Genomic DNA, 26,714 nt, shown 5'->3' on the forward strand with positions numbered 1-26,714 from the left:
GAGGGCGGCCATGCCGTCTAACAACCCCTAACGAAATGATCTTCGGGCTGGTTGGATGTCCCTGAGAACGTTGATCTGGGGGTGTGGGGTGGCTCGGCGGAAGCCGTGGGAAGTGGACGATGAACTCTGGGCGGTGATCGAATCGCTCCTGCCGAGGGTGGAGCGACGGACTCGTCATCCTGGTCGGAAGCGGCATCCGGACCGGCTGGTGTTCCAGGGCATCCTGTTCGTTCTGCACACCGGGATCGCGTGGGAACACCTCCCGCAGGAACTGGGGTTCGGATCGGGCATGACCTGCTGGCGGCGCCTGGCTGAGTGGACCGAGGCCGACGTCTGGCCGCGGCTGCACGAGACCCTTCTGGCCCGGCTCCGCGGGGCCGGCGCTCTGGACTTCTCGCGGGCCGTGGTCGACGGCTCCCACATACGCGCGTTAAAGGGGGCTCCAAAACAGGGCGAAGCCCCGTTGACCGGGGCAGGAATGGCAGCAAGCACCACCTGATCACCGATGCCACCGGCATTCCGCTTGCCGCCATCCTGACTGGCGGCAACCGCAACGACGTCACCCAGTTCATCCCCCTCCTCCAGGCCGTCCCACCGGTTCGCGGCAAGCGCGGCCGGCCCCGTCGGCGGCCCGACACGGTGCTCGGGGACCGCGGCTACGACCATGACAAGTACCGACGCCTGGCCTGGGCCCTGGGCGTGAAACCCGTCATCGCCCGACGCGGCGTCCCACACGGCTCCGGCCTCGGCACCGAACGCTGGGTTGTCGAGCGGGCCTTCGCCCACCTCCACTGGTTCCGCCGATTGCGGATCCGCTGGGAAGTCCGCGACGACATCCACGAAGCCTTCCTCAGCCTCGCTTGCTCACTCATCTGCTGGCGACGCCTGAAGTCATTCCGATAGCAGTTCTAAGTCGGTGGTGGTGTGGGATTCACGCGGTGTGCTGGCAGGCCGAGGGGCCCTCTATCCGGTCAGGGGATGGATGCGGTGAACTTCCGTACGGTGCTGGCTCGGTGGCCTGCGGGCAAGATGCCGCAGCGAGGCTGACCGGCGGGCGTGTGCGGTTGTGCCCGTCCGCGGCTGCTCGACCTGTCCAGGGTTGTTTCAGCCGGGGACGGTGCGTGCCCGGTCCGGCGGTGCTGTCGTTCGGGGTGCCGGGCCGGGATTCGGGCCGGTGACGGCGCGGTCCGTGAGCCGCCGCGCTGCCACCGGGGTTCAGGTGGTGGGGCGGGTGCGGGATCCGCACCGGCACCGCGTATCTGCGGTGCGGGCTGCCGGTCCGGAGGGTGGGTGTCCGCCGTGTCGTTGGCCCGCCCGTGGGATGGCTGTGCTTCGGCGGGTGTCTGGTGCGGGATGGTGATCGAGGGGCCGATGCAGGTGGCGCCGTCGGCTTGGTCGGCGCAGGAGAGGGCGAGGACGGCCAGGCCGAGCACGTTGCCTGTCGTCAGTAGCAATCCGCCGATCGTGTTGCAGTCCGGCCTGGCGTGCCTGCGCTTCCGGGGCGGGCTGAGGTGGGTGGGGCCGTGTAACTCGCCCCAGCCGCGGGCAGGTGAGGGCGGCCCGGCAACGCTCTGCGACTGGAACTCGTCGCCAGAGACCAGGCCCTCATACGGGTTGCAGTCGTCGTACTCGGTGGCCGATCCACCCTGCAGCGGGCCGTCGTACCCGGTGCTGTCGGACAGGGTCATCGGGCCCCGCTCCTTCGGCGACCACGGCGCCGACCGACATACAGGCCGGGACCGTAGGGGCCGAACACGTCCTCGTACAGCGTGCCGTCCGCGATCAGCTGCCGGGCCGCTCGCCTTACCTGCGCCGTAGTCCGGCCGAACTCGTGCCCGAGCAGACCTGTCGGTACGGCCTGGCCCTCCGTGTAGTGCCCGGACCTTACGCGCTCCCGGACCCTGGCCTGCAGCTCAAGGTCGTCCGGATGCGGCTGCCTCGGACTGTCCAGCACCACCATGCCCCGGCCATCCGGACGGAGGGCGATCTCGCCCTCGGAGTCCAGGGCCTTGAGGACGACCGCGATGCGCAGCGCGGGAATGCCGAGCTGGGTCGCCAGGGGCTTGGCCAGGGTCTCGGCGTTCCCGCTGCTGAACATCCGCTGCCCGGAATTCCAGGCGGACCGAAGGTTCCGCCTCACCGCCTCTCGGTCCGTCACGAACTGCCGCTGACGCGCCCGAGCCACGGAATCCGCGCGGGCTGCCTTTTGCTCAGTTGTCCTGCTCACGCGGCGCCTCCGCGGTGGGAGCTGGCGGGCGGGCGCCCCAGGGTGTATAAGCACATGCTCTTCCTCGTACTGATGGGATGGTGGGGTCTCTGGCGGGGGCGGCGCCTCTCAGTCCCACAGTTGCCGGACCAGTTCGTGCAGCCTCGCGCAGTCCACGAACTCACGCCGGTGAGTCGGGTAGGACAGCCACGACCACGAGATCGGGGCGCAGTCCAGCGCCGGCACCTCCACGGACTGTGTGCCACCGTCTCCGTAGTGGAGAACGCCAGGCGGCCATCTGAATCGATCCGTGGTCTTCGGCGCGGTGACGAAGTAGACGAGCTCGTCGGCGGCGGTACCCTGCTGGTAGATCGCGCCGGGGTTGCAGTCGAAGAGTCGGATCAGCTTGTCGGCGAGCTCCTGGCCGCGAGGGCCAGGGATGGCGACGACGTCGAAGTAGATACCCGTGCGGACCGAGGTGTGTCCGCCCGCGGGGACCCAGTTGGGGTGAAACGGCCTGATCAAGGAGTCGGAGGTGGACGCCTGTTGGGCGGGGTGTGCACTGTTCATGGACTATCTCCTTGGTGGAGGTCGCAACGGGAACGGTGCGTGCTGGGCGGGGAGGCGGCGGCCTGTCAGAATCCGTAGCGCCGTCGCGAGGCCCGGAGGCTACTCGGACCCGCCGGGCGGCGAGCGGTCGCGCAGGGCGACATCCCAGAGCTCCAATGTGTCAGGGAGCCAGTCAGGGTTGACCTTGTACGCCCGAGCAAGCTGGGCGACGCTCGCGTGGTCGTGGAGGTACCACTTGATCACCGTGGCCTGGGCGGCGAGGACGAAGGCCTTGGCCGCTGCATTTTCGGCAGGCGTGCGACGCGGGGTGTTCGTGACCCTCATCGCTATCTCGTTCGCGGGGGATCTTGCTCCTGGTGTCCATGCCGCTCCTCAGGCTCGTGACCGGCGGGGGTACGGTCCGAGCAGTACGCCGGTCCACACCCCCTCGAGGTGTGCAGTCGGTAGTCAACTCGTCACGCCAGGCCCGGTCGCGGGTCTGGCCGGACTTTCCGCCGGACTTTCGTACCGCCGTCTTCCTGAAAGTCCGGGCGCCGTGCAACTACCGTGCAAAGGAGAGGCCACATCACCGCAGCACGAGGGGGTTCGATGCCCGAACTTCAAGAGCCAGCCACACCGTTCGCTGACCTTGTCGACGGGTTCGGATGGCGCTCGCCCGCGGAGTTCATCCGCGTGTACGCGGCGGTCGCCGTCCGGATTGGGGAGCGCGAGGACGTAACAGACCGGCAGGTGAGGCGGTGGCGGGCACCTTCGCCACCGTGCCCGCAGCCCGGCCGTCAGCGCGTCTTAGAGGCGATGCTCGGCGTGCCTCTGGAACAGTGCGGATTCCGCGTCCCTCCGCACCGACGCAACCCGGTCACGGCCCCCGTGCCGGTGCTCGCCCCCATCCCCGAGCTGCGAAAGAGGGCCGATTCTGTGGAACGCCGAACCATCCTCGCCGCCGTGGGCAGCGCAGCCCTCGGCATCGCCGGGATAGGATCCGCGCCCGCCGCGGCGTTCGAGGGTCCCAGGGTCGGCACCGACACCGTCACCGACCTGCGGGCCGGCCTTTCCGGCCTCTACGGGCTCGACGACCGGTTCGGCGGCGCCACCGTGGGCCCGCTCGCCGCCGCCCACCTCTCCCGCGTGCAGCGGCTCATCGACACCGGCAGCTACCCGGAGACGATAGGCCGCCAGCTCCGGCTCATCAGCGGCGAGACCGCCGAACACGTGGGCTGGTTGGCCTTCGATGCGGGTGACCACGCCCGCGCCCGCCAGTACTGGACGCAAGCCAGGGACACCGCGACGGAACTGCGCGATGACAGCCTCGCCGTCCTGGTCCTCGCCTCCCTCTCGCTCTTGGAGCTGCGCGAGGAGCAACCCCATCACGGACTCGACCACGCCCGGCGGGCCGCTGCCCTGGCCGCGCCGTGGGCGCCGCCGTCGCTCATGTCCATCCTTGCCACCCGCGAGGCGCGGGCGCTCGCGATGCTCGGCGACTCTGCGTCGGCGCGCACCACGTTGGCGAGCGCGGCCCGCTTGTACGAGAAGGACCGGGGCAGCCGCCCGGCCCCGGACTGGACGCTGTTCCACGGCCCGGCTGAGCTCGCCGCCGCGCAAGCCGAGCTGTTCACCGCCGCCGGCCACCACAGAGCCGCGGTGACATGGCTACGCCGGTCCCTGGAGCGGCAAGAGGTCACCTATGCCCGCAACGAGGCATTGCACCGGGGCCGCCTCGCCGGCGCCCTCGCCCGCTCAGGTGAGGCAGACGAGGCGGCACACCACATCGAGCAGGGCGAGGCACTACTCACGGAAGTGTCATCCGGCCGGGCACGGGAGGGACTGGCTGTCGCCCGCCGCGAGCTCGACCGCATCCGCCCCACCCGATGAGGAAACCCGTGGACTACACCCTGATCACCGACCCCGCCGACGCCGCGCGGGCGCTCGACGACATCGCCCCCGTGTACGAGGCCGTGTTCGCGGAACCCCCATACCTGGAGGGGCCCCGTGACCTTGCGCTGTTCCTGGAGGCCTACCAACTCGAGCACAAAACCCCCGGCTTCCGGCTAGTCCAAGCCCGCGCTGCCGACGGGAGGCTGGTTGGGTTCGCGTATGGGCTACCGCTCGCCTCGACCACCGCGTGGTGGGACAGCTTCCTTGATGCGACACCAGCGCAGGAATTCACCCGCGAAGATGGCCGGCGCACGTTCGTCGTGAAGGAGATCGCAGTCCTCGCCGACCAACGCGGGCATGGCGTCGGCAGCACGTTGCACGCCGACCTGCTGAACGGGATCACCGCGGAACGAGCCACACTCACCGTCCGCCCCGAAGCCCCGGCCGCAACCTGGTACGAACGGCTCGGGTACGAGCCCGTAGGACACACACGGCCCTGGGAGGGCGCGCCGGTCTATCGGACCTTGGCCAAGCCGCTGCGGGTCTGAGCTTGCCGCTAGACCTCGGCGAGGAAGTTGACTGCTCGCAGGAAGGACCTCCCTGGCATACGGCTCGCTACGGCGGGCAGGGCGGCAAAAGAGAAGGTCGCCGGGCGTGCGGTGGAGACGGGACTCCAGTACCGGTCGGGGCGGATCGTGGACCGGGCGCGGGCGGTCCGCCGCTCCCTCGCGCTTACCTCTCCGCCCAAGGTGGTGCGGGAGTTCGATGCGCGATTGCGCGACGTTTACCTGTGAAGCAGAGATAGAAGAGGGGTTGAGCATGCGGGTTGGGATCACCGGACACCGGGGACTGAGCACCGAAGTCGAGCAGCGGGTCCGGGCAATACTCACCGAGGCCGTCACCGAGTACGACGCAGGTGAACTCGTCGCAGTGTCGTGTATCGCGGACGGCCCCGATGCGTGGTGGGCGGAAACCGTCCTCGCCCACGGCGGCCAGGTCGAAGTCGTCGTGCCCGCGCAGGAGTACCGGGAGAGCCTGCCCGCATCCCACTGGCCGGTCTACGACCGGCTGTACGCAGCGGCAGCCGAGGTCCACCACACCGGCATGACCGCGTCGGACTCGGCGGCACACATGACCGGCAGCGAAATCCTGGTCCGGCTGTCAGGCGTCCTGCTCGCCGTGTGGGACGGGAAACCGGCGTGGGGGTTCGGCGGCACCGCCGACGTCGTCGCCTACGCCCAGCGCACGGGCATGCCTGTGCGCGTGGTGTGGCCGAACGGCGCATCACGCTAACAGCCCGCGGGCTGTCACGGAGCCAAGCCCATCTGTCTCAGTGGCACGCACCGACCACAGGTAGGACGGTCACATACCTCCAGCGGGCAGCCCTGCCGGCCCCACGCCGTCCGCCCGCGCCAGCGTGTCTCGTAGCAGTACTGGTCGGGGGTCGACTGAGGGACGACTCGTAGGGCCCGGCGAAGGGCCGCCCGCGCCTGCGTCAACGCACCAGGAGCCGTAGGATCGTCCATCAGTCGCAACGCCAGCAACGCCTCCTCTCGACCCTGCGCCAGCCCGGGCAGATCTTCCGCCGAGATGACACCCAGCCGTTTGCTGTCTGCTGCGTCCGCGGCGTCCCGCCACTCCGTCGCGCCAGGTTCCTCATGCCAGCGGCGCATCGCTCGCTCCATTGATTCGATCGCCTTCCACTCCACCCTTATAGACCTCCGAGCCCGCGCCACCACGAAACGCGCCGCTGGTCAGTCAAGAGAGCGCTGTGCAGTGGGTGGCCGGGGCAATCGTGCATGCCCTGGTCCGCAGCTGGTGAATGCGTTCGGGACTCACCGCTGATGTCACCGGCGGGCGGTGAGAAACCCACGCGCAGGGCTGTGACCTGCGGTGGGGAGGTTTCGCGAACTCACCGGTGAGTCACCGGTCGCGGCGTTGTCGACCCGTGATGCGGCAGGGGTTGCCGCGGTGAGCCGACTGGTGAGGGCGTCGCCGTTTTGTGGGGCAGAGCGAAAACCTCTCCCACGGAAGGCGTCTGATGACCACCACTCCCCCACCCGGCCGGCGCCGCGTGTCCCGGCCCCCGGCGGTAGCGCCGGTATCGAAGCCCCTGCGCACGGCACGGCCGGAGACGGTGCCCGTGCGCAGGGCCGTATCCCGCGGTCCCCGGTTCGCCCGATTCGGGATCTGGACCGCGCTCGCGGCTGGTCCCCTCGCCCTGGCTGTCGCGCTCGCTGTGCCGCGGACCACCATCGCCCAGGCCGCTCCCGCCCCGCGCGCCACCGACACCGCCCGCACCCCGGCCGACCCGCAAGGCGTCGCCGAGATGTTCATGGATCTGTGGCTGCGCGCCGACGCCACCACACCCGAAGACAACGGCATCACGGCCGCAGTTCGTGCCCTGGCTCCTGAGGTCGATCTCCCCAGACGGCCTCGCGCCGACAGCACCGGGCCCTCGGCCGTTAGGGCCGTGGCGGTGCGCACGGCGTACGGGGCCGATGGCGGATGGACGGTGGTCGTCGCGGCGATCAGCGACCGGACAGGCGCGGCGGTACCGGTGGTGCGGTACTTCGCGGTGTCCGGGACCGGCAGTAAGGACGGTGGCCAGTTCACGGTGACCGGCGCGCCTGCGGAGGTCGCCGCCCCCGATGCGGCCGCGGGTGCCCCGTCTCCGTTTGCCCACTCGGCCTCTTCCACCGGCGTGCTGGCGACGACGCTCGGCGAGTTCGTCCGCGCCTACCTCGGCGGAGGCCAGGGAACCGGGGTAGAGCGCTACCTCTCGCCCGGGCTGCGCGTCTCGGCGCCGCGGACTGCTTCGTATGCGCGGGTGGACGTCGAGGACGTCGCCGCGGACTCCGACGCCGCCCTGGGCGCCACCGTGCCGGCGGACGGTACCAAGGCGCGGGCGCGAGTCCGGGTGAGCGCTGAAGACCGGGGCGGGGTGCGCTGGCCGCTGGTGTACCGGCTGGAGGTGACCGTGCGGGCCGGCCGGTGGGAAGTCAGCGCTCTGGAAGCCGGAACCACAACGCCGCCCGCGGCTGCGTCCTCCTCCACGCCGATTTCGGGCGGTGCCCGATGAATGAGGTCATGCTCGCAGGCAAGTTCCGTGACATGGGCGACTCCTTCATCGCGACGCTCGCCCACTGGAGCGATGGAGGCCTCCGAGTCATTCTGCTCGCCGTGGTGGTCGTCACGGTCAGCCAGAAGTTCTCCATGAAAGCCGGCATCGGAGCGCTGATCGCCCTGGTCATCGCGCTGGGCATCTACAACTCCCGGGACTCGCTCGCCGCAATGTTCTCCGATGAGATCAACAACCCAGCCAAGGGCGCGGGTGCCGTCACCGTCGTCGTCTCCCCCGGCCCTACAGCCGGTCAGAACGGTGTCCTCTGATGAGCGCGGCCGCGCAGCCGCGCATCGCCAGGGCTTACACCAGTGCGCGCCGGCATCCGTGGGTGCTGGGCAAGCTCGGCGACTGGACTGTGCCGTTCGGCCCGTACACGCCCGCACAGCTGGTCGTGCTCGGTGGCGGAGCCTTCGCGCTGATCAAGACATTCGCGTGGTGGTCGTGGGCCGGGCCCGTGCCCGTCGCGCTATGGCTGTGCGCGGTATGGGCCATGCGCGGGGCGCAGATCGCCGGACAGAACCCGTTCACCGCCCTGCTCGGCGTGCTGGTCCTGCTGCTGCGGCACCCGGCAGGGCGGATCGGCGGGAGGGCTGCCCGCGACAAGCAGCCAACCCAGCTGCGGGGGCAGTTCGTCATCGAGGCTGCTCCCGCCCCCGCCGCCCCTGCCCGGGTTCTGGCCCCGTCGGGTGCAAGGCCGGTCTCGCTGGTGCCGGTGCCGGCTGCGGAGAGCGCAGCGGCCGGTTCGGGCCTGGCCCGCCTCCTGGCGGATGCGGCCGGGGCCGGGCGGAAGGCGGCGTGATGCTCACTCCTTTCCGGCACATCGCAGGTCATCTGCTGTGGTCGACGTCCGGCACCGTGTGGGCGGTGTGGCGGGTGACGCCCCTGCCCGGCGGCTATCTGCCTGCCCGCGTCCGGCAGGAACTCCTGGGCAAGATCACCTCGCTGGTCCGGTCGATGCCCGCCATGGAGCCGCGGCTGTTCGTCCTCGCCGCGCGCACCGATCCGGGCGAGGTCGCCGAGCGAATGGTGGAGGGCCTCAACTGGCAGCGGCTGCCTGCGTGGGCGCAGACCTGCGCGGCCACCGTGGATTTGCTGACCGGCCAGGAGATGCACGAGCGGACGGTGTGGCTCGCCGTTCCGCTGCCCGACAAGGGCGGTACGACCGCGGCGTCCCTCGGAGCGCTGTACGCAGAGATTTCGGGGGCTCTGGGCATCGCCCCGGTACCGGTGCCGCAGGCAGAGGTGCGGGCTGCGCAGGCTGAAGCCGACCGCGTCCAGACGTCGCTGGGCGGCGGATTGAGCCTGCGGCCGGCGTCGCCTGCCGAGATCGTATGGATGCTCCAGCACGCCCTGCACCGGGGGCTCGCGGAGCCGCTCCTGACCGACGCCGAGCACAGCCCCCTCTTCGCCAGCCGCATCCACGACGGACAGCTGCACTCCCCCTCCTACGCGGACCTGGGCCAGGTCCGCCTCGCCGAAGGCGGCCAGGACAAGCAGTCCACCGCTGACGATGAGACCCGCAAGGCTGGTGGTGCGCGTTCGTGGTGGCGTTCGGTCGCGACGGCGTCGCCGGTGGGCCGCAAGTGGCTGCAGGTCGAAACCGAAGCAGCCAGGACCGGCTACCAGGCGCACCTGGTGCTCGCGGAAATTCCGCCGGCGGTGTCGGTGGAGAGCGCGGATGTCCTGGCCCAGCTGGAGGGCCTGCCGTTCCCGGTGGACGTCACCGCGGATCTGCGGGTGGTGCCGGCGAAGAAGGCCCGCGCGCAGGTCCAGCGCAAGAAGCGCGAACTTTTGGACCAGGCCGAGCAGTACGGGGCGCAGCCCACCGGGATGCCGCATTCGCTGCCCGATGCCGCCGGGGATCTGGCCGAACAGGACGCCCGGATGGCACGGACCTCGGTCGAGGTCGAAGTCCAGTCCGTGACCGTCCTGACGGTCTGGGGTCCAGATGCTGCGACGTGCGACGCCCGGGCCCGGGAGCTGTCCGCGGCTTTGTCTGGGGCCGACTACCGGGCTGTCCGGCCGATCGGCATGCAGGAGGACCTCTTCGCCCTGGGACTTCCCGGTACGGTGCGGCCGGCGAAGCTGAGCCAGTTCACCCAGCACCAGCTGTCGGAAGACTGGGCCGCCTGCGGGGCGCTGACCCTCTCGAAGGTCGGTGACCCGACTGGGGTGATGATCGGCCACGACCTCGACAGCGGCACGATCCGCCCCGTCCTGCTGAACCCCGCCGACGCCCCGCAGGTCAACGCCTCGGCGTCCAGCGCCGCAATCGGCGATCTGGGCGGCGGAAAGAGCGTGCTGGAGAAACTGGTCACCGCGGGGGTAGTGGACCGGGGCGGGCGGGCGATTGTCATCGACCGCACCCCGATCCGGGAATGGGCCAGCTTCGCGCAGTCCGCGATGGGTGAGCGGTGTCAGGTCATCGACGCTGCCCGGGCCGAGTTGTCCATCGACCCTTTGCGGGTGTTCGGCGGGCCGGTCGGCGCGCACTACGCCCTGTCGTATCTGACCTTGCAGCTGGGGGTTGGGGCGATGAGCGCTGCCGGCGCCGTGCTCCACCACGCCGTCGAGGAAGTGTCCGGCGGTCCCGAGCCGTCGATGGCGAAGGTCTTGGACGTCCTCGCCGCGCTGGCCGAGGGTTCGGGCACGACACGCGCTGACGCGGCGGCCACCATGGCCGACCTGCTGCGGATCGTGCGCGCAAATCCCCTCGCCGCGATGGTGTTCGACCCAGACCTGCCGCCAGTCACGCTGGAGGGTGATCTGGGCGCGGACATGGTGGTGGTCACCACCGCCGGGCTGACGCTGCCGCCGAAGGAGGCATTCGCGGACGTCGAGGTGCTGCGCCAGCAGCCCCTCGAGGCACTCATCGGGCGGGCCGTGCTGTATCTGATCGCGGCCATCGCCAGGCAGGCGGCGTTCACCGAGCCAGGACGGTTCTGCCTGGTCGCGCTGGATGAGTGCTATTGGCTCACCTCCTCCGCCGAGGGCTCGGCGCTGGTCCACGAGATCCTCCACGACGGCCGCAAGCACGGCGCTGGCGTCTTCCTCGGCGCCCACGACGTGAACGAGCTCGGCAAGGACGCCGGACTGATCGCCTACCGGTTCCTGACCCGCACCACCGACCAGGCACGCGCGGCCAAGGGCCTGCGCTTCCTGGGCCTGGACGGCGACGACGAAGACCTGATCAGGCTCGTCACCACCGGCCTCTCCCCTGTCGGCCAGCCCGGCCGTGAGGGCGAGATGCTGCTGCGCGATCCCCGCATGCAGGTCGGCCGGATCAAGGTCGTCGTCCCGCCCGTCGCCCGCCTGAAGAAAACGATCTTCACCACGCCCGGCCGCGAGCCCGCAGCCGCGACCCACGGGGGGACCTCTCAATGAACGCTCACCTGCGGCTGCTGCTCAGCGGCGCCCTCGCCCTGCTCCTCCTCACCTGCACCGTCGCCGCATGGGCAGCGCCCCACGCCTCGCCATCGGGGACCACGTCGCCATCCGTCGCCGGGGCAGCAGTGAGCAGCGAGCCCTGTGACCTGGTCATCGGCCCCGCCCATGACTACTGCACTCGCGGCCCCGGCACAGCCGCCACAGTAGCTGGGCCCTTTGCAGCGGCCACCGTCGTCCCCACCGGCATGGACGGGCGCATCGGCCTGATGCTGTTCGCTACTGCCGCGATCGGCGGAGCCTTAGGGCTAGTCCTGGCCTTCGAGCGGCGGTCCCGATGACGAGGTTCCGCTTCGACCGCGGCACGCTGCGCGCGGCCGGATTCGTCGCCCTGCTCACCGCCGTGTTCCTCGTGACGAACACCGCCGTCGCTGCCGCAGCCGACGGGAACGCGACGGACGGCGGCGGGCTGCTCGCCCCCCTCAACATTCCCAGCTCAGAGGGCGTGCCGTTGGAGGGCTACCAGCTCGAGGCCAAGGGCGGGATGCTGGCCAACGTCGTCGGTCAGACCCAGGTCCTTGTGATGGGCAGTCTCTTCTGCCTGGTCCGGCTGCTGGTCGGGCTGTGCTGCTGGCTGATCGGCTTCGTATTCGAGTTCCCCCTGCTGCGTCTGCTGACCGGGCCCGCGCAGGAGCTTGCCACCGCCTACAACACCCACGTCGTCGACGCCCTCGGCCTCAAAGGGCTGCTGCTTGGTTGGGCATTCGTCTTCGGGCTGGTCCTGTTCGTGCGCGGAAAGGTGGGGACCGGGCTCGGCGAGATCGCGCTGACCTTGGTGATCGCCGCCCTCGCCGCCAGCGCGTTCATCCGCCCCGACTACCTGCTGGGCCGCGACGGACCCCTCGACCAAGCCCACCAGGCCGCCGTCGAAGTCGCCCAGATCACCACCAGCAGCTACTTCGGCAAGACCGCGCCCGCCGGGGAGCCGTGTGACCTGGTCGTCGGTCCCGCTCACGACACCTGCCGCAACTCCGATGTCCAGGCCGCTTCCGTGGCCAAGCCGATCCAGGACGCACTGACCAGCGCGCTCGTCGTCAAGCCGTACATGCTCCTGCAGTACGGCACGGTCCTCGACCCCGCAGACCCCGGCGACAAGGCCGCATACGCGGCGCACCTCGAGTGGGTGTCGGGCGTGACGAAGGACGAGAAGGCCGGGAAGAAGAACGTGTGCCGCAAGGTGCACGGCCCGGCCCGCGCCTACTGCGAGCGAAGGCCCCCCGCAAGCTCCGTCATCCCGACACCCGACAGCCCCATGCCGTGGGCGCAGGCCGTCGCCAATCCCGAATTCGAAAAGCTCCTCACCGATCTGGACAAGGCCGGTGAGCGGGGGAAGTCGGCCGCCGCGTATGCGAAAGAGCCGACCTGGGACCGGGTGGGCGCCGCCGCAGCGCTACTGGTCGCCGTCTGCATCGTCGCGATGATGGTGGTGTCGATGTCCCTGGTCATGCTCGGCTCCCAGGCCGGCGACGCGGCAGCCGCCGCCGCAGGCGGCATCGCGTGGGTATGGGCGATGCTGCCCGGCCCCTCCCGCATGTCGATGTGGCGCTGGTTCGGTGTTTTCATCGTCTCCGTCACGACCGGCTTCGTCACCGCGATGGCACTACCCCTTTTCGGGATCACCGTGGACGTCGTCTTCTCCCGCAGCGGCCCCGACCTGATGGTCGAGCGCCTTATCATCCTGGACGCCATCGCCCTCGCCTTCCTCGCCTTCCACCGCCGCCTGCTCGCCTCGACCGCCAACTTCGGCCAGCGGATGGCCACCCGGATGCGGTTCGCGAAGATCGGTGGCACCCACCTGCCCGGAGATAGCAGCGCACTCGGCGCAGCCCTGGCCATGCACAGCCAGGCAGGCGGTGGGGGCGGTATGAGGGGCGGCGCAACGTCGGTGGCACACGGGGTGCTCGGCGCGCGGCTGCGCTCGCTGGGCAGGCTCGCCGCGATGAGCGACGGCACCGGCATGCCGTTCACCCCGGGCCGGCTCATCGGTGACGCCCTTGCCGAAGGACGCCGCGGCCTCGCCCCCGTGGCGATGGCACTGCGCGGCGCACACGCCGCCCTGATCGGCCCCAAGCCCGGCCGGCACCCGGCCACGGCCGCCCTCCACCGCGCGGCCGCAGGCCGGGGCCCGGCGGCTCCGGCACAGCTTGCGGGCGAGATGAAGGTGGACCAGTGGACCGGCGAGATCCTCCACGACCCCTCCACCGATCGCCCGTTGCTCGGCTCCCGCATCCACGCCCGCGCCCAACGGCTGCGCGGCTACCGCATCGCTCACCGCACCGCACAGATGGCGTACGGGGCGACGCTCGGCCTGCCGCGGACCCTGCAGACCGGGCGGGATAAGGCATCGGAGTTCACCCAGGACGCCCACACCCAGCTGAGAGTCGCGGCCAACCAGGTCCGGGAAGACGGCGCCCGGTGGGAGCTGGTTGGGCGCTCCGTACGGGACGGGTTCAGTCGCACTGGGACATCATCGGCCAGCGCTGCCCGCCCCACGCCGTCTCCGACAGGAGGAGCCGACGCCACTGCCCCGCCTGGGGTGTTCACCCCCAACCCGGCCGCTCACCCGCCGGGACCGGGCCGGCAGGTCACCGGCTGGCCGCAGCCCACCCGCACGATGGCTCCCCTGCCAAAGGACAGCCCCCAGGCGCGGGCACAGGCGGACGCCGACCAACTGCGTGCCGTCATCAACGCCCGCCACACCGGCGCCCGCTCCCCCGGCGGTGAAGCTCTGTGAAGAAGCGGAAAATGGGATGCCTGGCCGTGCTGCTGCTGGCCACCGCGGTGTGCTGCACCGGCCCCGCGCTGCTGTCCGCGGCTGCCGGAAGCCGACCGGCAGCCGGTGGTGGCGGACCGGTGGACGCCGCAGCGGCCGGAATCCCCGAGCGGATGCTTGCCGCCTACCTCACCGGCGCAGCCCAGCCCGGCAACTGCCCGGGCATGCGCTGGCAGATCCTCGCCGGGATCGCCCGCGTGGAATCCGACCACGCCGCCGGACACCAGATCGCCGCGAACGGGGACATCAGCCCGCCGATCACCGGCCCCCGCCTGGACGGATCCGGAGCCGGCGGCAACACCACCGCCATCACCGACACCGACGGCGGTGCCTGGGACGGCGACCCCCAGTTCGAACGGGCGGTCGGACCATTCCAGTTCCTGCCCGAGACCTTCCGCTCGTACGGCAAGGACGGCAACAGCGACGGCACGATCTCCCCGCACAATGCCGACGACGCCGCAGCCTCGGCCGCCGCCTACCTCTGCGGCAACGGCCGCGACCTCTCCGACCGCCAGCAGCTCCGCCCCGCGATCTACACCTACAACCACTCGCAGGCCTACGTAGACGACGTCCTGGCGGGCATCGACCGCTACGACGTGCTGGGCAGCAAACCGGCCACCCCGACGGGCAACGCCGGCGTCGTCGTCGAAGCCGCGCTCGCCCAGCAGGGCATCCCCTACTCCTGGGGCGGCGGCGGCCCCGGCGGCCCCAGCACCGGGATCTGCTGCTCCCCCGGCGGCCAGGACGGCCGCACCGTGAACGGCTTCGACTGCTCGGGCCTGACGCAATACGCCTACGCGAAAGCCGGAATCAACCTGCCCCGCACCGCAGCGGAACAGGCCGGCACCGGCCAGCGAATCCCCGCCTCAGCCGGGTATGGCGCGCTGCAGCTGGGCGATCTGATCTTCTACGGCTACAACCCCGCCTCGGATTCCACCATTCATCACGTCGGGATCTATCTCGGTGACGGGCAGATGATCAACGCGCCCCGGCCGGGCAAGGTCGTGCGGATCGACCCGGTCACCGCGATGCCCGACTACGCGGGAGGGGCCAGGCTGCTGTGACGTCCTTACCGCGGACGGGCGGCCGCCTGATCGCTGCCAGCGCCGCCCTGACCTGCGCCGGAGTCCTGTTGCTGTATGCGGGCCTGCGGCCGCAGGCCCACGCCCCCGCGTCCAGGCCGAGGCCGGCAGCGGTGCACACTGCGGCGCCGGGCGAGGCCGCGGGCTCGCCAGTTCCAGCCGTGGACGGCCCTCCGACACCAACGCCGGGCCCGCCGGACGGACCGTCCGGGAGCAGCGCGGCCGGCAGCGCCGGTCCGATGGCCGCGGCAACTTCTGCAGCGCCCTCGTCGCCTGCTGGTGCGCGGCATGGTCCTTCGCTGTTGCCGCACCCCGGATCCGGCGAGGCCGCCGACCGCTTCATCCAGCAGGCGATGGACCAGGCCGGCCGACGGGATCTCCAGCCCGCCGACGAGGAGTTGCTGCTGCAGCAGGGCCGTACAGCGTGGCTGGCCGAGACGGCTGACTACACACAGGTACGGATCCAGGCAGCGACCGCCCGCCGCGTCGCCGAGACCGGTCCGGATGCGGGTGGGCGGGCGCGGGCGGTGGTGCGGCTGGTGTGGGCCGGCGCCGACCCGGCCGGGACCCTCCTGGACGACCGGACGGCCGCCGTCCACTTCACCCAGAACGGAGATGGATCATGGAACCGCACACCGTGACCGCGTCCGCGGCCGGAGCCTTCGGCTCGGCCGGAGAAGTCCTCGCTGCCCTGTGTGGGCTCGCCGCTTGGGCGTACGCGCATCTGTGGCGGCTGGCGCTGATCGCGGCTTTGCTGCTGGCCGGGTGGGAGGTGCTGCAGCAGCGTCTGGCCTTTCGGGCGCTCGCCGAGCGCACCTGTGTGGAGCTGGTGCCCAGTGCTCAGTTCGCGCCGGGGGATGAGGAGATCTGGCGCCAGGGCATGCAGGTGATCCGGGCTGCGGGATCGGGGCCGTGGTGGACACCGCGCCGGGCCCGCACCGTGCGGCTTCGGCTGCGCGCCGACGGAAGCCGGCCCCTCGCCTACCGGGTCGAGGCACCAGCGTCCGCCCGCGCTCTGCTGAAGCTGACGTCCTTCGGGCCGCGTGTGCAGGTCAGCGAGTCTGGGCCGGTCGCGGACAAGATGCGCACCCACGTGGTGCGGGCGGTGCTGACCCTGCACGGCAAGCCCGGCTCACGGCTGCGGGAGGTTCCTTTGGATCCCGACCCGCTGCAGCCGCTGGTCGACGCCGTCGCCGGCATCCGCTCCGGTCTCGGCGACCTCGCCGAGGTGTGCGTGGACCTCTCCCCCGCCCCCCGATGGCATCTGGCCCTCCGCCGCATGCAGATCCTCCAGCAGGCCCGCGCCCAGGCCCGGCGTGAAGCAGCCCGCGAAGCCCGCTGGCTGGGCGCGGAGTCGACCACCAGCCTGCCCCGCGCCATCGGCCGGCTCCTGGACCCCTCCGAGTGGCGGAACCCGGGCCGGGCCCCGGTCCTGCTGCCCCCGCACGCTCAACGCGTCGACCGCGAAGGTGCCTTGGGCAAGCTCGCCCAGGACGCGGGCCTGATGCGGGTGCAGATCCTGGTGCGCTGCGCCTCCAACGTCGAGGGGCGCGCCGAGCAGCAGCTGGCCCTGATCAACGCGGCTATGGACCTGTATGCGGGTGCCTCCCGGATCGGCTCCCGGGGTATCTCGTTGGGGCCGTGGCGGATCGGGCCGGACTGGGGGCCGTGGCGGGCCCGGTTCGATGAGCGGTGGGCGAAGGCGCTGATGCGGCCCGCCCGCGGCGGCTGGGCGCGTATCGACGAGATGGCCGGCCTGCTCAAGCCGCCCACCTCTGCGGCGCGGTTGCCGGTGCTCGAGGCTCAGATGCCGACCTACGAGCCGGGCCAGGACCTGCTTCCGCAGGGCTGGTACCGGGGGCCGGACGGCCGGGAGCGGCTGCTCGCCACCCACGAGGACGACACCCTCTTCGAGGTCCAGTCCGGCAAAGCCGGATGGGGCAAGACCATGCGGGCCCAGGTCCAGGCCGTGGCCAGCGCCCACAACGGACACGGACTCGCGTTCGTGGACCCCCACGGCGACTCCTTCCACGAAGTCGCCCGCTACCTCGCCCACGACGAGATCACGGCGCGGATCCGCCTGTTCGACCTCACTATCCGCGAGCCGGACGCGATGCTGGCCTGCTGGAACCCCCTCGACATGACCCGCGGCTCACAGCCCCACGAGGCGACCGCCGCCGTGGTCGACGCGATCGCCACCGCCCTGGGCTGGAGTGACATCACCGCACCCCGCGCACTCACCATCCTGACCAAAACGGTCGAGGCCCTGGTCACCGTCAACGTCGCAGCCATCGCCGCCGACGCCGGAGAGCAGCAGGCGACGCTGTTCCAGATCCGGCCGCTGCTGACCGAGCCTGGCTTTCGCCACCGAGTCCTCAAGGCCTTGGACGCCGATGCGCGGCGCTGGTGGACCGCCAGCTTCCTTGATCTACCCAAGGATGCTCTGCTGACCGTCCTCAACCCGCTCGACCGCCTCGCAGCCTCCCCGGTGATCCGCGCGTTCCTGGGGTGCCCGCTCAGCGGCTACGACATCCGCCAGGCCATGAACGAGAGCCACGTCCTGTGGATCTGCCCGCCCGGGACCGGGCCCACCGACCGGCTGCTGATCTCCCTGATCGTCCGCGACTTCCTGCGCGCCGGGCTCTCACGCCGGGACCTCCCCGAGCGTGACCGGTCCCCTTTCCGTTTCTACCTGGACGAACTGATCTCACTGGACGGCGCCGCGTCCACGGTCGCGGAGATCACCGAGCAGCTGCGCAAGTTCGGGTGCCGACTGCACGGGATGACGCAGCTGATGCACCGCCTCTCCGGTGCGACCCGGACCGCGCTGCTGCAGAATGCGAGCTGCCTTTCCACCACGGCCGGATCCGCGGAGGCCATCGCGCAGATCACCGGTGAGTGGGCGGGGAAGGTCACCGTTGCCGATGCCGCGGAGCTGGAGCGGTGGTGGCACTACGCCTCCTTCACCGTCGCCGGGAAACGCATCGGGCCGCTGCTGGTCCGCGGCCCCGCACTCACCGACGTCTTCGGCCACCTCGCCCGCCCGGGCAAGACCAAAGCCCTGCTGCGCGCCGCCCATGAGAACGCCGGGGCCCGCCCCCTGCGTGTTCTCACCGCGCAGGCCCTCGAGCAGACCGAGACGGTCCGCTCCTTCCTCACCACCCTGCCGGCTTCACCAGCCGCCAGCGGAACCGGAACCGATGACTCCGAGGAGCAGTACGCATGACCCGCGCCACCACGATTCACCCGCCGACCAGCGACACCCGCGCCCACCAGGCGCTCGCCCTGATCGCGCAGCACCGCATGGTCACCACCACCCAGCTCCACCAGATACTCGCCCCCGAAACCCCGGCCAGGAAGATCTACAAGGTGCTTGCACCGCTGCGCGCCGAAGGGCTCATTGCTCATACGGTGCTGGGCAGCAGCAACCACCTGCAGGCCCACTTCCTCACCCCCGCCGGCGCGCAGACCGTCCGAGACTGGCCCGAGATGCGCGGCCGCGCTCCCGCCGTCCTCGCCGACGCAGCAGCGTCACTGCGCGCCGCGCACACCCTCACCGGTGTCCGCGCCCACATCGCCTTCCTCACCGACGCACGCAACCGGGGCGACGAATACGGACCGCTGGACTGGGTACCTGAGATCGCCCACCGCCTGCCCGACACCGGAGGCGAGGACCAGATCATCGCCGACGCCGTCTTCCACTACACCACCGCCAGCCCCCGCCGCCGCCAGTACCGGGCCTTCGTCGAAGTCGACCGCGCCACCATGAGCAGCGAACGCCTGGCCCGCAAACTCATCTCTTACGCACGCTTCCACGACTACACCCCCCAGCCGGCAGGCCGGCGCACCACCGTCGCTGACCAAAGCGCCCTGCTCACCTGGCAGAGGTTCTACCCCCGCTTCCCCCGCATCCTGTTCATCCTCACCGGCGCCCCACGCGTAACGCTCGCCCGCCGGATCGAGGACCTGCGGCACATGACCGCCGACCACGGCCTCGTGACCCGCCTCGCCGCCCACGTCCCCCTCGGCGCCGCCATCCTCGAGGACCTCGAAACCCACAGCCCCACAGGGCCCGTCTGGACGCCACTGACCGGGGCTGCCGAACCCCGGGGATGGACACAGCTGTAGGCCAACGCGGGGCAACGGTTGCGCCGCCCAGCGCGGAGCCGTATCCGGCCCGAGCCGACAACTGAAAGGTCTGTGCTCGTGGGGGCTTCACTGCCCATGAGGTAGGCACCGGATCCACTGCTCCGGACCGGCGGCGGCTCACGTCAAGAGTGGCCATTCTCTCTACCGGGGCAAGGGCCTGTCATACGGTGTCCGATGGTCACGGGCCGGGCGGCAGCAGGGAACAGCCGGAGGCGCTTGAACGCCCCACATCGCGGACCTGGCTGATGGGTTCGTCGATCGAGATTCGCTGACTCAGATCCCAGCAGCACGGGCTGACCGACCGCCTCAGCCGTGATTGCCCCAGCAACAGTCGGTCACTCACCGGTGCCCTCGGAACGTGACCGATACCGCACCCTGCCCAGAGGGTTAGCGGTGCGGCAAGCAGCAGCGATGAGACTCGACACGGATGCGAGCCCACCAGACAATGCACCTCCTCCGCATCCACCAAGCCTTGCTGAAAGCAAAGAACAAGCCACATGGCTAGATCTAACCTTCTTGCCGATCGAAGAGGCCGCCGACCGCAGACTCGCCCACAGCACGAGACACCAGGAGCCCCTCGAAGGGGGAACTGACACATGAATGACCGGCAATTATGGGCAAAGCATGACGACGCGTCACCTGAACCCAAGAATCCCGTAGGCACTGGAGCATTGACGTCGTATGGTGCGCCGTACAACGCACCGCGACGAGCAAAGCGTTGCACCAGCGATGATCGGGCTCGGGATGGCGACCTAGACCGCACTCCCGCCGAGGTGACAACCGGGGGTATCCACGTGACAACGGCACCACAGCACCACACCCGCACCGCACGGCGCTACAGCCAGCTCCTCGCTCTCGCAGCAACCGCCGCGATCGTCGTCACCGGAGCCGGCTGTTCCAAGAGCAGCAAGGACAACAAGGCCGCGCCCACGAGCCCGAGCCCTAGTGCCTCGCCCACCGCTTCCGCCGACCCCCAAGCCGCCGAGAAAAAGAACGTCCTCGCAGCCTACGACGGCTTTTGGGCTGAGTCGGTTAAGGCATATGCAACGGGCACCGAGAAAGGCACCAGGTTGGTGGACTTCGCCGCGAAGGGTGCTCTGGACCGGACTCTGGCTGACATCGCGAGCATGCAGAAGGCAGGTATCGCAAAGCAGGGCGGCCCCGGGCACAGGCCAGAAACAACGGCCCTCAATCTGTCTGGCGAACGGCCTACGGCCACAGTCACGGATTGCCTTGACCTTTCCACGTGGCAGACGGTCGAGCGCGCCACGGGCACTGTGCGGCCCTATCCCTCGGCACAACCCATGCGCTATGTCGCCGTCGCTGAAATCGAGCAGTGGGCTGGACGATGGATGGTGGTCAAGATGACTCCGAACGGCGACAACAAATGCTGAGACGTTCAGCGGTCATTCCGCTCGCTCTGTTTACAGCCCTAGCCCTGCCAGGCTCCGCGCATGCCGACGGAGGCATCTGCGACGGTGCTGATCAGTACGTCACCATATGTGTCGATCAGCCGGGCGAAAGGCCCGGAGGTGGCGGGCAGGGCAAAGGTGGTGGCGGTGGAGCCAGCGGCACCAGCGAGCCGATCGTCGACGGAGTCCGCTGCGCGATCCGTCGTCTTGAACCTCAACCGCCCGCTGGCAGCCCACTGTGGGAAGGGCACGAACCTGGTGACGGAGCCATATACGTCAACCCGTGCGTCTGGCAGGGCACTGGAACTTCCAACATCGACACTCTGGGCATGACGTTCTGGTCGAAGGACGTTCCCGCACCGGCCGTTGATCCGGCCATCCTTGCTCAGCGGGCGGTAGACAGCATGCTGCTTGCCGGCCCGGCGATCGTGAGTCCGCGGGCGAATGGCCGCTACACGGTGGGTGTGCCGATGTGGCTATGGGCGAGCCAGAGCCCCACCACTTGGGGGCCCAACACGGCCTCCGCGTCGGCGGGCGGGATCACGGTGACGGCGACGGCAAAGGTGTCATCCGTCGTCTGGGCCATGGGTGACGGATCCAGCGTGACCTGCACGGGCCCCGGTACCCCGTACACGGCGGGCCGGGGGATGTCGCCGTCGCCGGACTGCGGGCATCTGTACCGGACGACGTCGGCCGGGCAGCCAGGCGGCGTCTACAAGGGCACGGCGACGTCCACGTGGAGCGTGGACTGGGCGGTGACCGGTGGCGGCCGCACGGGCCAGCTGACCGAGGTCCGCCAGTCGCCGTTCACCGTGTCGGTGGGCGAGGTACAGGTGGTCGGCCAGTAACGGCCCGACCTCTCCCCACTGCTTCTCTCTTCTCTGCTCTTGTCTTCTGGAGGCACAGCACGTGAGCACGTCCATCCAGCCTTCGGCACCCCGCACGGCGCTGCCCGGGCTTGCCGGTCCGCCGGCCGCTCCGGCCACTGCTCCCCGCGTGGTGCGCCAGCGGCGCCGCCGCCCCGGTCTGATCGCCCTGTCCGTCGCGCTGATCGCAGCCGGGGGGCTGTCGGGGGCATTGCTGTTCACGGCGTCGGGGCAGCGGTCCAGTGTGCTGGTCGTGGCCCGGGATGTGCCGGTGGGCAATGCGATCACGGAGGCCGATCTCGCTTCGGCTTCACTCGCCCTGGACCCTGCGGTCAAAGCGGTCCCCACGAAGAAGAAGGCCGCCTTAGTCGGGCAGCGTGCGGCCGTGGCCTTGAAGTCGGGCTCGCTGCTCTCCCCCGGTCAGGTCACCTCCGCCTCCCTGGTCAAAGCAGGCGAACAGCTGGTGGGGGTGGCTCTGAAGCCGTCGCAGCTTCCGGCGTCGCGACTGTCGCCGGGCCAGAAGGTCTTGATCGTCTCGACACCTGACCTGGCTCAGGCCGGTGCGGCAGCAGGTGCCGGCAAGCCGCCTGATTCGCCGGCGCCGCAAACGCTCGCGGCGACGGTGGTGGCGGTGGGTGTGGCTGCGCCTGCGACGGGGGTTGTGGTGGTGGACGTGGCGGTGCCCGCGGCGAGCGGGCCGACGCTGGCGGCGCGGGTGGCGACGGGGGCGGTGGCGCTGATCGTGGCCGCGCAGGACGGGGCCAGCTGATGACGGTCATTGCTTTGGCTGGCGGGCTGGGTGCCCCGGGGGTGACCACGGCGGCGATGGCGCTGCTGATGACGTGGCCGATGCCGCAGGATCACCGGGTGGTGCTGGCCGAGGCCGACCCGGACGGCGGGGCGATCCTGCCCGGCGCGCTGCAGGGCACCTTGGACAACTCCCACGGGCTGCGCAACCTTGCGGTGGCCTCGCGTCAGGGGCAGTTGAGTGAGGCGTTTTGGCGGCAGCTGGTGGACGTCACCGACGCCGGGAGCCGTGACCGGCTGGTCCTGCCCGGGTTGTACGACCCGGCGCACGCGTCGGCGATGGAACCGGTGTGGCGGCCGCTGGCCGCTCTGTTCACGGGGATCGAGGCTCACGGGCACGACGTGATCGTGGACCTCGGGCGTCGTGGGGCGTTCGGCCCGTCGGGGGTGCTGGCGCAGAGCGCGGATGTGGTCCTGGTGGTGGCACGCAGCACGCTGCGCTCGCTGCAGAGCGCCCAGGTGCGCCTGGAGGCGCTGCGCGAGTCGCTCGGCGGGACCACCGAGCTGGGCATGCTGCTGGTGGACGAGGGCCCGTTCTCGAAGGAGGAGGTCCGCAAGCATTTGGGTGTCGGGGTCACGGCGGTGCTGCCCTGGCGGCCCAAGGAGGCCGCGGTGCTGTCGGACGGTGCCGAGCAGCCCCGCCGTTTCGAGTCCGGGGAGCTGATGCGCTCAGCCCGGTCGGCCGCCGTGCGGATCCAGGAGCTTGTGGCTGTGCGCCGTACGCGCCTGGCCCCGCCTGCCGGGCCGGTTGGCGGACGGGTGGTGACCGGTGCGCGCTAACCCCCTGCACAACAACCCCAACCCCCAGGTGCCCGCCGGCTCGCTCCAGGCCCGGCTGGCCGGCCCCCGCGCCGTTCCCGCGGCCCCCGTATCAAACGGGCGCCCTGGCGCCGATCCGGTGAATCCGCGGGTGACACTGCCTGCCACGGCCACGCCCGCTCCCGCGGCGGTGTCTGTGCCGGTCCTCGATTACGGGGCGGTACGTCTGATCAAGAAGGAGGTCGGGGAACGGCTGACCGAGCTGCTGCGGGCCCGGCCGGGCATGAGTGTGGCCGCACAGGAGCAGCAGGGCCGTCATCTGATCAATGGGCAGGTGGCGGTGTGGTCGGATGCCGAGGCCGTCAAGCGTGGCGTTGCAACGTCTGCGGCCGAGGACGCAGCCATCGCGCAAGCGGTCTTCGACCTGCAGTTCCGGGCCGGGCGTCTGCAGCAGCACCTGGACAACACCGGCGTGGAGAACATCTTCATCAACGGGTTCGCGGATGTGTGGCTGGACTTCACCGACGGGCGCCGTGTGCGGGTGGCGCCGGTCGCGGACTCCGACGAGGAGCTGCGCGAGCTGCTGCGGGATCTGGCTAGGCGCACCACCGGCCAGGCCGAGCGCAGTCTCTCGACCGCGGATCCGTTTTTGGCGCTGCGGCTCGCGGACGGGTCGCGTCTGCAGGCGGTCATCGACGTCACGCCGGGCACGTATGTGACGATCCGCCGGCACAGCATGCGCCATGCGGACCTGCCCGAACTGGTCGGCCGCGGCATGCTCGACACCACCCTTGAGCAGTTCCTGCGGGCGTGTGTGCGCGCGGAGAAGAACGTGATGATCGTGGGCGGTCAGGCGGCGGGCAAGACGACGCTGCTGCGGGCTCTGCTCAAAGAGATCGATCCGGACGAGCGGTTCGCGACGCTCGAGACCGAGTACGAGCTCTTCGCCCACGAGAACGGCCATCACCGGCAGGTGGTGCCGATGGAGGCCCGCGAGTCCAACGGCGAAGTGGTCGCCGGGCAGGCCGCAGGTGAGATCACGCTCATGGACCTCATGTACCGGGCGCTGCGCATGACGCTGACGCGGATCGTGGTCGGTGAGGTCCGCGGCCCGGAGATCGTCGCGATGCTCCAGGCCATGACCAACGGCGCGGGCGGCAACCTGTGCACCCTGCACGCCATCCACCCGAGTGTGGTCTTCGACCGGATCGCCGAGCTCTACCTGCTGGCCCAGGCCAACATGTCGGAGTCACTCGCCTACCGGCAGGCCGCCAACGGGCTCCACTTCATCGTGTTCGTCTCCTCCGTAGACGAGACGAAGATCGGCGGCCACCGCCACCGGTTCATCTCCCACGTCCTGGAAGTCACCGGCATCGGCGAAGGCGGACGCCCCGAGACGAACACCATCTTCGGCCCGCGCCCCGAATGGGGCGAGCACCGCGCCGTCCCGCTCATGCACCCCCGCTGCATTCCCGATCTGCGCCGCGCCGGATTCGACGCCGCCCTGCTGAACGACCCGTCCGGGGCGTGGGGCGCGCCCCTGCCACTGCTGGTTACCGAGGGGGCGGCACTGTGAGCGTGCTGCTGTGGGTGCTGGCCGGCCTCGCCGTGGCGGGCGGGCTGGTCGGACTGGTTGCCGGAATCGCCGGAACCACCGCGCCCAAGGGGCCCGGTGTCGCGGCCCGGCTTCGGGCCGGGCGGCATCTGGCCACCCGGGATGAGCAGATGGCCCGCCGTACCCGCCTGACCGGCGGAGCACTGGCCGGGGTACTACTGTGGCTGATCAGCGGGGTGTTCATCGCCGGGGTGATGGTGTTCCTCGCGGTCATCGGAGTGCCGTGGCTGCTTTCGCCAACGAAGTCGGCCACCGCCCGAATCGCCAAACTGGAAGCCCTCGGCGACTGGACTCAGCGCCTGGCCAACGTTCTGCGGCTGGGCCGCGGGCTGGACGAGGCCCTGCAGGTCTCCCGCAGGGGCTGCCCCGAGGACATCACGGGCGAGGTGGCCGACCTGGTCGACCGGCTGCAGGTCGGATGGCGGCCGGTGGACGCGCTGCGCGAGTTCGGCGACGCACTGGGCGACGTGACCGCGGACAAGGTGGTGGCCGCCCTCGTGCTGTCGGCCGCCGACCGGGGGCCCGGTCTGGCGCAGGCGCTGGAGGACCTCGCGGAGTCCGTCCACGAGGAAGTCGCCCGGCGCCGGGCCATCGAGGCCGACCGTGCCAAGCCGCGTACCACGATGCGGTGGATGACGATCATCACCCTAGGCGTGATCGGATGCGGGTTCCTCATCCCCTCGTACACCGCCCCCTACGGCACCCTGCTCGGGCAGCTCGTGCTGGCTGTCCTGCTGGCCGGGTTCGTCGGAGTCCTCGCGCTGATGCGGCAGATCGCCGACATCAAGCCTGTCCCCCGCTTCCTGATCGCCGACCCCAGCAGCGCCGTCACCCTCACAGGCGGGGACAACGCCGAGGAGCCCACCGTGGAGGTAACGGCATGATGCCCCTTACGGCGATCCTGTCCGGCGCAGCCATCGGAGCCGGCGGCGCCCTGCTCATCCGTGAAGTCCTGCGGCCCGCACCCGCCCTTGGGCCCGCGCTGCGCCGCCTCAACCAGCCTGCACCCGCACCCGCCGGCACACCGGCCGGGGAGGCCGGGCCGGACCGGGACGAGCGGTGGGGGCAGTGGCTGCTGGAGCGCCTGGCCGATGTCCCCGGCGTCCGGACCCCCTATAGGGACCTTGCTCTGACCGGGTCCACGCCCGCACGGTTCGTCCTGACCAAGGTGGCGCTGGCGGGTGCCGGATTGCTGCTGCCGCCGCTGTCGACGGTGCCGCTGCTGCTCCTCGGCCTGCCTCTGTACCTGCCAGCGATCGTGGGCATCCTCGCCGCCGTCGTGCTGTGGTTCGCGCCCGACCTCGCGTTGCGGGACAAGGCCAAGCGGGCGCGGGCGGAGTTCGCGCACGCCATGGCCGCCTACCTCGACCTGGTCGCCCTGCGCCGGGCCGGGAACGTGTCGGCCGAACAGGCCATGGAGCAGGCCGCGACGGTGGGGCAGGGGTGGGCGTTCCAGCGGATCCAGGCGGCGCTGGCGCAGTCGAGGGTGGACAAGGTGGCGCACTGGGAGTCCCTGGCCCGTCTGACCGCCGAGCTGGACCTGCCGGTCATGGACGACCTCGCAGCCATCATGCGGCAGTCCGCCGACGACGGCGCCTCCGTCTACACCACTCTGCGCTCGCGCGCCCGCAACCTGCGCACCGAACTCCTCGCCCAGCAGGCCGCGGACGCCAACAGCGACAGCGAGAAGATGACCGCCCCCGGCGCGCTGCTCGCCGTCCTGGTCATGCTCCTGATCGCCTTCCCGGCCATCATCCGCATGCTCACCACCTGACCCGACCCAAACATGAGGGAGTCACGCCATGAAGACGCTCGTCCGCCTGAACGTCGCCCTGCGCTCGCACTGGGAGAAGGTCCAGGCGCACGCCTCTGAGGACCGGGGCGATATTTCCATCACGACCATCATCATCTGGGTCGCTGCCGTCGCCGGGGCCCTCGCCATCGCCGGGACCATCGGCCTCGTCGTCACCAAGTACAACGGCAAGCTGTCCGGCATCTAGCAGCAGCGCAAAGGGGGGAGAGGGGTACGCAG

The 26,714-nt window shown here is 70.5% G+C and carries 26 protein-coding genes; 22 read left to right on the forward strand and 4 right to left on the reverse strand.

The window, feature by feature from the left end; all coding sequences use genetic code 11:
* The first annotated feature begins 55 nt into the window (after positions 1-55).
* Positions 56-903 (forward strand): IS5 family transposase gene (locus AB5J51_RS00065; RefSeq protein ID WP_369776274.1). Its coding sequence is split into 2 segments (ribosomal slippage): positions 56-431 and positions 431-903, totalling 849 coding nucleotides; the frame shifts between segments, so codons are not numbered across the junction.
* Between the two features lie 781 nt (positions 904-1,684).
* On the opposite strand, the gene AB5J51_RS00070 is transcribed toward AB5J51_RS00065, so the two are convergent.
* The 3 genes from AB5J51_RS00070 to AB5J51_RS00080 form a co-directional block, all read right to left on the reverse strand.
* Entirely contained in the window at positions 1,685-2,098 is a 414-nt protein-coding gene (locus AB5J51_RS00070) for a hypothetical protein (protein WP_369776275.1), read from the reverse strand.
* Positions 2,099-2,335: 237 nt separating this feature from the next.
* Complete coding sequence (locus AB5J51_RS00075) at positions 2,336-2,776, reverse strand: hypothetical protein (RefSeq protein ID WP_369776276.1); 441 nt, start codon at positions 2,774-2,776, stop codon at positions 2,336-2,338.
* A 99-nt stretch (positions 2,777-2,875) separates the two neighbouring features.
* Positions 2,876-3,100 carry a hypothetical protein gene (locus AB5J51_RS00080; protein ID WP_369776277.1) on the reverse strand — a complete coding sequence of 75 codons (225 nt, stop codon included), beginning with the start codon at positions 3,098-3,100 and terminating at the stop codon, positions 2,876-2,878.
* A 591-nt stretch (positions 3,101-3,691) separates the two neighbouring features.
* Between AB5J51_RS00080 and AB5J51_RS00085 the strand changes: the two genes are divergently transcribed.
* The 14 genes from AB5J51_RS00085 to AB5J51_RS00150 all read left to right on the forward strand — a co-directional run bounded on the left by AB5J51_RS00085 (position 3,692) and on the right by AB5J51_RS00150 (position 20,617).
* Complete coding sequence (locus AB5J51_RS00085) at positions 3,692-4,645, forward strand: hypothetical protein (protein ID WP_369776278.1); 954 nt, start codon at positions 3,692-3,694, stop codon at positions 4,643-4,645.
* Positions 4,646-4,653: 8 nt separating this feature from the next.
* Complete coding sequence (locus tag AB5J51_RS00090) at positions 4,654-5,196, forward strand: GNAT family N-acetyltransferase (protein ID WP_369776279.1); 543 nt, start codon at positions 4,654-4,656, stop codon at positions 5,194-5,196.
* Positions 5,197-5,467: 271 nt separating this feature from the next.
* Positions 5,468-5,941 carry a hypothetical protein gene (locus AB5J51_RS00095; protein ID WP_369776280.1) on the forward strand — a complete coding sequence of 158 codons (474 nt, stop codon included), beginning with the start codon at positions 5,468-5,470 and terminating at the stop codon, positions 5,939-5,941.
* Between the two features lie 850 nt (positions 5,942-6,791).
* A complete protein-coding gene (locus AB5J51_RS00100; protein ID WP_369776281.1) occupies positions 6,792-7,730 on the forward strand; it encodes a conjugal transfer protein in 939 nt (312 codons plus the stop codon).
* 8 nt (positions 7,731-7,738) lie between these two features.
* Positions 7,739-8,041, forward strand: coding sequence for a hypothetical protein (locus AB5J51_RS00105; protein ID WP_369776282.1), 303 nt, complete (start codon positions 7,739-7,741; stop codon positions 8,039-8,041).
* A complete protein-coding gene (locus AB5J51_RS00110; RefSeq protein WP_369776283.1) occupies positions 8,041-8,574 on the forward strand; it encodes a hypothetical protein in 534 nt (177 codons plus the stop codon). Before AB5J51_RS00105 ends, AB5J51_RS00110 begins: the two co-directional genes overlap by 1 nt.
* A complete protein-coding gene (locus AB5J51_RS00115) occupies positions 8,574-11,159 on the forward strand; it encodes an ATP-binding protein (RefSeq protein ID WP_369776284.1) in 2,586 nt (861 codons plus the stop codon). Before AB5J51_RS00110 ends, AB5J51_RS00115 begins: the two co-directional genes overlap by 1 nt.
* Positions 11,156-11,500 carry a hypothetical protein gene (locus AB5J51_RS00120; protein ID WP_369776285.1) on the forward strand — a complete coding sequence of 115 codons (345 nt, stop codon included), beginning with the start codon at positions 11,156-11,158 and terminating at the stop codon, positions 11,498-11,500. Before AB5J51_RS00115 ends, AB5J51_RS00120 begins: the two co-directional genes overlap by 4 nt.
* A complete protein-coding gene (locus AB5J51_RS00125) occupies positions 11,497-13,953 on the forward strand; it encodes a hypothetical protein (RefSeq protein WP_369776286.1) in 2,457 nt (818 codons plus the stop codon). Before AB5J51_RS00120 ends, AB5J51_RS00125 begins: the two co-directional genes overlap by 4 nt.
* Before the next feature lie 11 nt (positions 13,954-13,964).
* Positions 13,965-15,056, forward strand: coding sequence for an NlpC/P60 family protein (locus AB5J51_RS00130; protein ID WP_369776287.1), 1,092 nt, complete (start codon positions 13,965-13,967; stop codon positions 15,054-15,056).
* Between the two features lie 320 nt (positions 15,057-15,376).
* Positions 15,377-15,715 (forward strand): hypothetical protein, encoded by a 339-nt coding sequence (locus AB5J51_RS00135; RefSeq protein WP_369776288.1) that lies wholly within the window; start codon positions 15,377-15,379, stop codon positions 15,713-15,715.
* Positions 15,697-18,300, forward strand: a complete 2,604-nt coding sequence (locus AB5J51_RS00140) for an ATP/GTP-binding protein (protein WP_369776289.1) — start codon at positions 15,697-15,699, stop codon at positions 18,298-18,300. Before AB5J51_RS00135 ends, AB5J51_RS00140 begins: the two co-directional genes overlap by 19 nt.
* On the forward strand, positions 18,297-19,202 hold the full coding sequence (locus tag AB5J51_RS00145) for a replication-relaxation family protein (protein WP_369776290.1): 906 nt from the start codon (positions 18,297-18,299) through the stop codon (positions 19,200-19,202). Before AB5J51_RS00140 ends, AB5J51_RS00145 begins: the two co-directional genes overlap by 4 nt.
* Before the next feature lie 617 nt (positions 19,203-19,819).
* Positions 19,820-20,617, forward strand: a complete 798-nt coding sequence (locus AB5J51_RS00150) for a hypothetical protein (RefSeq protein WP_369776291.1) — start codon at positions 19,820-19,822, stop codon at positions 20,615-20,617.
* A 469-nt stretch (positions 20,618-21,086) separates the two neighbouring features.
* On the opposite strand, the gene AB5J51_RS00155 is transcribed toward AB5J51_RS00150, so the two are convergent.
* Positions 21,087-21,221, reverse strand: a complete 135-nt coding sequence (locus AB5J51_RS00155) for a hypothetical protein (protein WP_369776292.1) — start codon at positions 21,219-21,221, stop codon at positions 21,087-21,089.
* Here AB5J51_RS00155 and AB5J51_RS00160 point away from each other — a divergent pair.
* The 7 genes from AB5J51_RS00160 (at position 21,220) to AB5J51_RS00190 (ending at position 26,682) form a co-directional block, all read left to right on the forward strand.
* Positions 21,220-21,483, forward strand: coding sequence for a hypothetical protein (locus tag AB5J51_RS00160; protein ID WP_369776293.1), 264 nt, complete (start codon positions 21,220-21,222; stop codon positions 21,481-21,483). The two genes, AB5J51_RS00155 and AB5J51_RS00160, sit on opposite strands and share 2 nt — an antisense overlap.
* Positions 21,484-21,544: 61 nt before the next feature.
* Positions 21,545-22,270, forward strand: a complete 726-nt coding sequence (locus AB5J51_RS00165; RefSeq protein WP_369776294.1) for an SAF domain-containing protein — start codon at positions 21,545-21,547, stop codon at positions 22,268-22,270.
* Entirely contained in the window at positions 22,270-23,088 is an 819-nt protein-coding gene (locus AB5J51_RS00170) for a hypothetical protein (protein ID WP_369776295.1), read from the forward strand. The genes AB5J51_RS00165 and AB5J51_RS00170 overlap by 1 nt, the downstream gene beginning before the upstream one ends.
* Positions 23,078-24,643 carry a CpaF family protein gene (locus AB5J51_RS00175; RefSeq protein WP_369776296.1) on the forward strand — a complete coding sequence of 522 codons (1,566 nt, stop codon included), beginning with the start codon at positions 23,078-23,080 and terminating at the stop codon, positions 24,641-24,643. Before AB5J51_RS00170 ends, AB5J51_RS00175 begins: the two co-directional genes overlap by 11 nt.
* A gap of 8 nt (positions 24,644-24,651) precedes the next feature.
* On the forward strand, positions 24,652-25,566 hold the full coding sequence (locus AB5J51_RS00180) for a type II secretion system F family protein (RefSeq protein WP_369780177.1): 915 nt from the start codon (positions 24,652-24,654) through the stop codon (positions 25,564-25,566).
* A complete protein-coding gene (locus AB5J51_RS00185) occupies positions 25,563-26,456 on the forward strand; it encodes a type II secretion system F family protein (RefSeq protein ID WP_369776297.1) in 894 nt (297 codons plus the stop codon). The genes AB5J51_RS00180 and AB5J51_RS00185 overlap by 4 nt, the downstream gene beginning before the upstream one ends.
* Before the next feature lie 28 nt (positions 26,457-26,484).
* Positions 26,485-26,682, forward strand: coding sequence for a hypothetical protein (locus tag AB5J51_RS00190; protein WP_369776298.1), 198 nt, complete (start codon positions 26,485-26,487; stop codon positions 26,680-26,682).
* The last annotated feature ends 32 nt before the right edge of the window (positions 26,683-26,714 follow it).

Source organism: Streptomyces sp. R33 (assembly GCF_041200175.1).
GTDB lineage: Bacteria > Actinomycetota > Actinomycetes > Streptomycetales > Streptomycetaceae > Streptomyces > Streptomyces katrae_B.

Bases quoted from the DNA above. Each gene is read 5' to 3' on its own strand.
- AB5J51_RS00070 (WP_369776275.1), bottom strand. From the start codon at position 2,098: ATGTTCAGCAGCGGGAACGCCGAGACCCTGGCCAAGCCCCTGGCGACC.
- AB5J51_RS00075 (WP_369776276.1), bottom strand. From the start codon at position 2,776: ATGAACAGTGCACACCCCGCCCAACAGGCGTCCACCTCCGACTCCTTG.
- AB5J51_RS00080 (WP_369776277.1), bottom strand. From the start codon at position 3,100: ATGAGGGTCACGAACACCCCGCGTCGCACGCCTGCCGAAAATGCAGCG.
- AB5J51_RS00095 (WP_369776280.1), top strand. From the start codon at position 5,468: ATGCGGGTTGGGATCACCGGACACCGGGGACTGAGCACCGAAGTCGAG.
- AB5J51_RS00105 (WP_369776282.1), top strand. From the start codon at position 7,739: ATGCTCGCAGGCAAGTTCCGTGACATGGGCGACTCCTTCATCGCGACG.
- AB5J51_RS00110 (WP_369776283.1), top strand. From the start codon at position 8,041: ATGAGCGCGGCCGCGCAGCCGCGCATCGCCAGGGCTTACACCAGTGCG.
- AB5J51_RS00115 (WP_369776284.1), top strand. From the start codon at position 8,574: ATGCTCACTCCTTTCCGGCACATCGCAGGTCATCTGCTGTGGTCGACG.
- AB5J51_RS00120 (WP_369776285.1), top strand. From the start codon at position 11,156: ATGAACGCTCACCTGCGGCTGCTGCTCAGCGGCGCCCTCGCCCTGCTC.
- AB5J51_RS00125 (WP_369776286.1), top strand. From the start codon at position 11,497: ATGACGAGGTTCCGCTTCGACCGCGGCACGCTGCGCGCGGCCGGATTC.
- AB5J51_RS00130 (WP_369776287.1), top strand. From the start codon at position 13,965: ATGGGATGCCTGGCCGTGCTGCTGCTGGCCACCGCGGTGTGCTGCACC.
- AB5J51_RS00140 (WP_369776289.1), top strand. From the start codon at position 15,697: ATGGAACCGCACACCGTGACCGCGTCCGCGGCCGGAGCCTTCGGCTCG.
- AB5J51_RS00145 (WP_369776290.1), top strand. From the start codon at position 18,297: ATGACCCGCGCCACCACGATTCACCCGCCGACCAGCGACACCCGCGCC.
- AB5J51_RS00150 (WP_369776291.1), top strand. From the start codon at position 19,820: ATGAATGACCGGCAATTATGGGCAAAGCATGACGACGCGTCACCTGAA.
- AB5J51_RS00160 (WP_369776293.1), top strand. From the start codon at position 21,220: ATGGGTGACGGATCCAGCGTGACCTGCACGGGCCCCGGTACCCCGTAC.
- AB5J51_RS00155 (WP_369776292.1), bottom strand. From the start codon at position 21,221: ATGGCCCAGACGACGGATGACACCTTTGCCGTCGCCGTCACCGTGATC.
- AB5J51_RS00170 (WP_369776295.1), top strand. From the start codon at position 22,270: ATGACGGTCATTGCTTTGGCTGGCGGGCTGGGTGCCCCGGGGGTGACC.
- AB5J51_RS00185 (WP_369776297.1), top strand. From the start codon at position 25,563: ATGATGCCCCTTACGGCGATCCTGTCCGGCGCAGCCATCGGAGCCGGC.
- AB5J51_RS00190 (WP_369776298.1), top strand. From the start codon at position 26,485: ATGAAGACGCTCGTCCGCCTGAACGTCGCCCTGCGCTCGCACTGGGAG.